Consider the following 7,305-nt stretch of genomic DNA (forward strand, 5'->3'; position numbering starts at 1 on the left):
ACTGGTATCATTGGACGCAGAGATTGCTTCCCGGCACGAGAAGATATCGTGCTTTCTTTGTCTGTATTGCAATAAAAGAGAAAAATATAAGGTCTTATATGAAAAAAAAAGAATTGGAAGGGGTTTCGGTTCTGGTAGCCGAAGACGATCCCGGGATACGGTCTCTTCTCTGCAATTTGCTTGAGAGTTACGGGGCCAGGGTCTATCTGGAAGAACATGGCAGGGATTTGATCAAGCGGGTGAAGGAACAACGGCCCGATATCCTGGTTCTTGATATTGTCATGCCCATAGTCGACGGTTTTACCATCCTGAATCGGCTGCGCCAGGAGGGGGACAAGACGCCGGTTATTGTCCTGAGTGACAGGAAAACAGTCGAGGAAAAAGTGAAAGGGCTTGATTCCGGAGCCGACGATTATATGACAAAGCCGTTCAGCACCAAAGAGTTTCTCGCACGGGTAAAAAGTGTTTTGCGCAGGGTTGGCGAAATGGATAAGGACGGTGAGCGAGTAGAGGTTGTGATCGGTTCTACAACCATCAACCTGCTCTCCAGAGAAATATATCTGAAGAACGGCGACAGGCTGCTGTTGACCCGGACGGAGTTTGATCTGCTCTCCTATCTGGCAGTAAGGGTCGATCGGGTTGTGCCCCGTGGCGATTTACTCTGTGACGTGCTTGGGTACAAGACCAAGGTGGAGACCAAAGCTCTGGTGATGCATATTGCCAATATAAGGCGGAAGATGGCCCAGGTTGCTCTTGAAGACGTGAAAATAGAAACCGTATCGGGGGTAGGGTATAAGGTTGTCGAAAAAAATACGTAAAAACAGAAGATCACTTGTGTGAGATTTTAGAGGTAAGTGAGCATGAAAACCGTTTTAAAGACCTTTGGAGGTGCAATACTCATTGCGCTGGCGCTGTCCGTTGCCGGATGGTGCTCTGCAGCTCCAACCCTTGTCCCCATTGTGGTAAACAAAGGGGCAGGACTGATTAAAATAGCCCGTCAATATTGTATTTCTGAAAATTCCTGGAAACAACTGGCGAAGATAAATAATCTTCAGCCGCCATTTGTGATATACGCCGATGATACCATAATGGTTCCCCTGGAACTGCTCAGGATCCAGGAGGTCGCTGCGCGGGTGGTTTCCGTGGTTGGCGAGGTGTATATCGTTGACAGGCAAAACAAGCTCAGGAATCTGAAAAATAACGATCTTGTCTATCCGGGACAGACCATTGTATCAGAACGTGACGGGTATGCTCATCTGGTGTTTCCCGACCACAGATATACCAGGATATCAAACAATTCAAAGCTCAGCCTGACCTATGTCGTGCGGCTGAGCGACGGCAGCCTCAAGGCTGAGTTCTTCCTGGAAAAAGGGGCGATAATTCATGCTGTACGCCAAAAACTCAAACCCAATGAAAATTTTAATACCAGGACTCCGGCGACCATCACCGGAGTACGGGGAACTGAGTTTCGTATTAAGGTACGGGAACACGAATCCAGCACGGTTGAGACTCTTTCTGGGCAGGTATGCGTCAAGGTCGGCGAGAAAAAAGTGATGGTAAAAAATGGAGAGGGGATACGTATCATCGGCGACGATGGCGCAAAACAAGAGCTGTCGAGACTGCCCCCAGCTCCGGCTGTACCGGAAGTAAATGAAATATACCGGAAACTACCGGTGGAAATCGCCATAGCTCCAGATGGTGACATAAAGTCATATAGGTTAAGGGTGACGGAGGATGAAGTAGGAGACATAACAATATTTGAAAAGCTAGTGCCAGGCGGTGATAAGATTCGGCTGGTGGAACTCACAGACGGTGTCCATTACGGCGTTCTGACATATATCGACAAAAATGGATTCGAGTCACCTCCTGCTGAACCTTTCAAGTTGAGGGTAAGAACTCTGCCCGGGCCGCCTATGCTGAAGCAGGAAGGTACAGATAGGAGTTTTTCAGCCAGCAGGACAATTGAATGGCTCAACACGAGCGAAACTGCAAAATATCATGTGCAGTTGGCCGACAATGCGGATTTTACTTCCGTCCTGAAGCAGGGAGTTCAGGTGCAGCCGGTGTTTGAAGCGGAGAATCTTGCACCCGGAAATTATTTTTTTCGCGTTTGTGCCATTGGTACGGATGGGTTCCGGTCAAATTTCTCGTCAACGTACCGGTGGCGCGTTGACGAAACACCGGAGCTGAAAGAGAGAGGCGGTGAAGTGAAAAAAAATGATGAACTGCGGTGGAGTTCGGCGGGAGCGGGAATCTCTTACGATCTGCAGATAAGCACCAACCGTAGTTTTTTCCACCTGATTGCGGACGAGACAAACCTGGATAAGCCTGTGTATTCCCTGCCGGATTTCCCGGAATCCGGACGATATTATGTCAGGGTGAGAGGGGTGTTGCCGGACGGGCAGAAAAGCCCCTGGAGTTCTCCGCAGGAACTGGTGGTTCCCTCTCCAGGATTTCATATGACTGATTTGGGTGTCCTGGCCCTGTTTCTGGGGATTATGATACTTTGAAAAGCAAAAAAAATTGGAGGGTGCAACCCTTTGTCAACCTCACCATAATAGCAATATTGTGTGCGGTATTGATCCAGACCGAACTGTTTGCGCGGCTCTCCAATATCGCGATGGATTTTCTTTTCAGGGTACGGGGTGAAAGAGAAACAAGCCAGTCGATTGTCATTGTGGGCGTTGATGACTACTCCTTGAAAAAGCTCGTCACCTGGCCATTTCCAAGACGTTATCATGCTGAGCTTTTGCAACAACTGAGTATGGCCAAGAGCGTGGGATACGACCTGATCTTCGATCATAAGAAGCCCTCGGATACTTTTTTTGCCTCAACCATAGGTTACGGTCCCCCGGTTACTTTTGCCGTGGGAATGGATTACCGGGGCAGATTGCTCTATCCGGCGGAGAGCTTTGAAGGCAAGGTCGGATTAGGTCATATCGAAACATTGTTGGGAGACGATGGAATAGTACGCGAGGTTGAACTGTTCAAGTCGCATGTCGCAGCATTCTCTCTTGAAATGGCGGATCAGGTCGATAAAATACGCTTTTTGTCCTCTAACGATAAAGATAAGCGTAAGCGCGTCATAAATTTTTATGGTCCGGAATTTACCTTTCTCTATGTTTCCTATGTTGATGTATTGCAGGGAAAATACCCACCCGAGTTTTTTAAAGACAGGTATGTCCTGATCGGGTTGAAAGCGTTGTCCCAGGGGGACAAGCACAATGTTCCGTTTCGACAGGAACACGGCATGCCCGGTGTGGAGATTCAGGCGACGATTCTCAACAATATAGTAGATAATAGTTTTATCAGGAAAAATATCGATATATCCATCTTCACCGGAGCAGTGCTGCTGCTGGCCGGGTTGTGGTTATGGCCGCGGCAACGTGAGATGCAGAATATGTTATGTGTCTCCCTGGCTTCGTTTTTTGTCCTGACCGGGAGTGTCGTCGCTTTTAGTAACAATGTCTTTGTCGACCCCCTTATTCCCCTGTTGGCGGTGACTTTTTGTTATTTTCTTCACCTGGTAGAGCAGTGGCTTGGGGTAACCGGAGGGATGATTCGGGAAATACATGTACTCGACAATCAACTCCGAGTTGGCTTGGAAACAGTTCGCCAGACGATTCCGCCTCTCGTCATACAGGATCGGGAAGGTTCCCTTAATGACCAGAGACGCGGAATACTGACTCAATATATTGACAATCTTCATGCTGGAATTCGGGCACTGGCGGTACAACACACATTTATCAATCATCTGATGAGCAGGGAAACACCTCCGCTGCTGCTTTATGAGAGGATAACCGGTGAGATTGTGCTGGCCAACGACGCGGTCAACAGATTGTGGCGGGGGGTGGACGGGGTCTCCGAGTCTCTACCGGGACTTGAGGATTTTATTAATTTTCTTGAGGCGAAACGGGTAAGAAACGGTATCGATGACCAGAGAAAGCCTGTCAACGGGATAGCAAAAATTGAGAATTGTGTCTCGGATATCCTGGTATACAGCAACGGAACCCCAATGTATTACAGGGTTGTTTTGCACCTTGTGGACAATCCGATGCTTAACCTGGACGGGGTCCTGGCAAGTTTTACCGACGTGACCGAGATCCGCAGACTTGAAAAGATCAAGGGCGAGGTGATGAATATTGTTTCCCATGAACTCAGGCTTCCCCTGACTTCCATCCTCGGTTTCAGTGAAATGCTGACCGATTCGTTGGCGGGAAAAGAAAAGGATTATGCAGAACAAATTACCAGGCAGGCCAAGAGATTGGCTGAATTGATCGACAGTTTCCTTGATCTTTCACGTATTGAAAGTGGTAAAGAGGTGATGAAATTTTATCCGTTTGATTTCCAGGCAGTGATATATGATGCTGGCAGTGTTGTCTATGATGCAGCCCTGGAAAAGGATATTGAGCTGAAATTTAACCTGCCGCTCAGGTTGACGCCGCTGAAAGGGGATGCTGCAATGCTTACTCAGGCAGTGGTGAACCTTTTAGATAACTCGGTAAAATTCGGACCTGTCGGCAGCGTGGTGAGAGTCGAGCTGCAAGAACGGGAAAAAGAGATGTGCCTGACCATTACCGATTCAGGACCGGGCGTGGCAGACGAAGATAAGTCCAGGATATTTCAAACATTCATAAGAGGGCGTGACATCTCGGAAGCCACCGGGTTCGGGCTGGGCCTGAGTCTTGTCAAGAAGGTGGTGGAGGGGCACGGCGGGACTGTTTCCGTAACCGATGCCAGAGGGGGCGGGGCTGTTTTTACCCTGAATATTCCCAAGTTGAATAAGAATTGAAAAACAAGGCGAGCTCAGGTGTTTCCAACTGCCGGTACCCCCGGTGCAAACACCTGCTGTGTGGCAAGTGATCGGGTTATTTATCTGGTTTTGCAAAACAAGAGGGGAAGAGGGTCTTGTCGGTGTGTGGCAAGAACAGGGCCGCCATATAATAATTCATAAATTCAGCGTTGTCGGAGAGCTCGACATTGGTCATGAGGCTGCGGGCTCTTCGGTGTTCAAGGAAATGCTGATGGTTTAACAGGCTGAGACGGCACCCAAGCAGCGAACCGTTTCCCAGATAGTGAAACCGCTCCCGGTCGACATCAGGCAAAAGACCTATTGAGATGGCGCGTTCCAGATCTATTGAGGAACCGAAGTTTCCGGCAAGGATGAATTGATCAATATCTTTAAATGTAAGTCCCACTGAAGCGATCAGAGTCTGATATCCTGCAAAAAGAGCTCCCTTGGCCCGGATAAGATTATCGATATCTATTTCAGTGATGACAATATCCTCCTTGATAAGGGTGTCGTGCGCCCAGGCCAAAACATACTCCCAGCAGTCAGCCGATTTTCTTATCCGCGGGTGGTCATGGACGGAGGTGAAATGACCGCGCTGGTCGATGATCCCACTTGCCAGCAATTCGGGGACGATGGCAATGAGTCCAGAGCCGCATATTCCCCGAGGATTGGTATTTCCTACCGTAACGATCATCGGCTCAAGACTCTGTTCGTGGATAAAGAAATTTTCTATCGCACCCTGACTCGCCCTCATGCCGTACTTTATGCCACCACCCTCAAAAGCAGGACCGGCCGAGCATGCGGCGGTCAGCATCCACTGGTTATTGCCGACGACAATTTCACCGTTGGTGCCGATGTCGATATAAAGACTTATTTTTTCGCTGTGATATATACCCGCCCCATGTATACCGGCGACAATGTCCCCGCCAACATAAGAAGCGACACAAGGATAAAGAAAGAGACGGACCGACGGGTGGGCAAGTATGCCGAGGGAAGCCGCCTTGACCAGGGGAAAATGGCTGATACCGGGCACATATGGCGCTTCCCTGATAAATTTGGATTCAAGCCCCAGGAGCAGGTGGGCCATAACCGTATTCCCCGCAGCCATGATGTAATGAATGTCGCTGGGGCGGATTATCTGTGATTTGCAGATCGCCTCGATGATCGAGTTAATGGTTTTAACCGCTTGTTCCTGAAGATATTTAAGCCCGTTGCTGCGCTGGGAATAGATGATTCTGGAAATTACATCCTCTCCGCTGCTCACCTGGGCATTGTAGGCTGTATACTCATCTATACTTTGCCCGTTGTTAAGGTCAATGAGGTGGCCGGTCATGGTGGTTGTCCCGATATCAAGGGCCAACCCATAAAGGCGTGAGGTCGTGTCACCGGGCTCTACCGCGATTATACGGATGGCATCATTTTTATGCTTGGGCAACAACAGGAGAACGGTAATCTGCCAGTTTTTTTCACGCAGTGTAAGGGAAAGATCCCGTAACAGTTCGGGGTGGTCATATTTCACCTCCCTGGTGTCGGGCAGAGCCTTTATGATCTCCCTGATCAGCCGCTGCATATCCGAAACGTTGTCTGAAATTGTTGGTAACGGCAGGGTGAGAAAGATCTTCTGGACAGGAGGAGAAAGCATGCCGACCCTGGTTTGGACTGGAGAAGATGCGGCCGATATATTTTTGGTATTCTTGGTAATTTTTTTAAGCGCTCCGCCGTCATTTCGGACATTTTCAGGGATTTTTATCGTAACGTCCGATTCAACCCTGGAGGTGCAGGCAAGATGGATGTTGCTCTTGAGCTCTTCGCGGGAAAGCGAATTGTCCGTTTTGGATTTTAGGGTTCCCTCAATGAGCTGCACCTTGCACTTCCCGCAAACACCATCGCCACCGCAGGACGCGGGTATGTAGATACCTGCCAGTGCAGCAGCAGAGAGCAGGTTATCTCCGGAAGAGACTTCTACGGTCACATTGTCGGGTTGAAAAAGAACGCGGTTGGTCATTGCAGGTGGAAAAATTGTGCGATATGGGGTTTTGCCAAGTTGGGCCCTGTTGTGGATAAATTAATATGAACCATTTGATAAATAATATGAATACATAAATAACCATTACATAACAACAGCAAAAATTGCAATCACTAGTACAGGTAAAAACAAAAAAGCCCCGTAATGCGTTTGCATTACGGGGCTTTATATATAAAACCGGCGGCGACCTACTCTCCCACACAGTCGCCCGTGCAGTACCATCGGCGCAGAAGAGCTTAACTTCCGTGTTCGGAATGGGAACGGGTGGAGCCTCTTCGCTATGACCGCCGGAAAAATCTGTTTGTTTCCTTTAGCAGGGAAGGGGGGTGGGATTGCGACCCGCCTTCCTATAGTAACTCAGATAATCGAATAGTAGAGCAATCAGTAGAGTATTAATCAAAAAATATGGATAAGCCGCACGGCTTATTAGTATCGGTAAGCTCCACGTGTTGCCACGCTTCCACACCCGACCTATCAACGTTGTGGT

4 protein-coding genes and 2 rRNA genes are annotated in these 7,305 nt (G+C 48.8%); 3 read left to right on the plus strand and 3 right to left on the minus strand.

Annotated features, from left to right (window positions below):
* The first annotated feature begins 98 nt into the window (after positions 1 to 98).
* The 3 genes from BLQ17_RS01095 to BLQ17_RS01105 are packed head-to-tail and all read left to right on the plus strand — an operon-like array spanning position 99 to position 4,792.
* The gene (locus tag BLQ17_RS01095; RefSeq protein WP_143005407.1) at positions 99 to 818 is read left to right on the plus strand and encodes a response regulator transcription factor; all 720 of its coding nucleotides are present in this window, start codon (positions 99 to 101) and stop codon (positions 816 to 818) included.
* A 42-nt stretch (positions 819 to 860) separates the two neighbouring features.
* A complete protein-coding gene (locus BLQ17_RS01100; RefSeq protein WP_092218900.1) occupies positions 861 to 2,510 on the plus strand; it encodes a FecR domain-containing protein in 1,650 nt (549 codons plus the stop codon).
* The gene (locus BLQ17_RS01105; RefSeq protein ID WP_092218902.1) at positions 2,507 to 4,792 is read left to right on the plus strand and encodes a CHASE2 domain-containing protein; all 2,286 of its coding nucleotides are present in this window, start codon (positions 2,507 to 2,509) and stop codon (positions 4,790 to 4,792) included. The genes BLQ17_RS01100 and BLQ17_RS01105 overlap by 4 nt, the downstream gene beginning before the upstream one ends.
* A gap of 76 nt (positions 4,793 to 4,868) precedes the next feature.
* Here the strand turns inward: BLQ17_RS01105 and BLQ17_RS01110 are convergent, their stop codons facing one another.
* The 3 genes from BLQ17_RS01110 to BLQ17_RS01120 form a co-directional block, all read right to left on the minus strand.
* Positions 4,869 to 6,797: an ASKHA domain-containing protein gene (locus tag BLQ17_RS01110; protein WP_092218904.1), complete on the minus strand. Its 1,929-nt coding sequence runs from the start codon at positions 6,795 to 6,797 to the stop codon at positions 4,869 to 4,871.
* A 196-nt stretch (positions 6,798 to 6,993) separates the two neighbouring features.
* Positions 6,994 to 7,110 (minus strand): 5S ribosomal RNA (gene rrf / locus BLQ17_RS01115).
* Between the two features lie 113 nt (positions 7,111 to 7,223).
* A 23S ribosomal RNA gene (locus BLQ17_RS01120) occupies positions 7,224 to 7,305 on the minus strand; the annotation flags it as partial.

The organism is Desulforhopalus singaporensis, from assembly GCF_900104445.1.
Classification (GTDB): Bacteria; Desulfobacterota; Desulfobulbia; order Desulfobulbales; family Desulfocapsaceae; genus Desulforhopalus_A; species Desulforhopalus_A singaporensis.

What these genes read in the sequence shown, in the direction of transcription:
- BLQ17_RS01100 (WP_092218900.1), top strand. Translation starts at nt 861, where the DNA reads ATGAAAACCGTTTTAAAGACCTTTGGAGGTGCAATACTCATTGCGCTG.
- BLQ17_RS01110 (WP_092218904.1), bottom strand. Translation starts at nt 6,797, where the DNA reads ATGACCAACCGCGTTCTTTTTCAACCCGACAATGTGACCGTAGAAGTC.
- BLQ17_RS01095 (WP_143005407.1), top strand. Translation starts at nt 99, where the DNA reads ATGAAAAAAAAAGAATTGGAAGGGGTTTCGGTTCTGGTAGCCGAAGAC.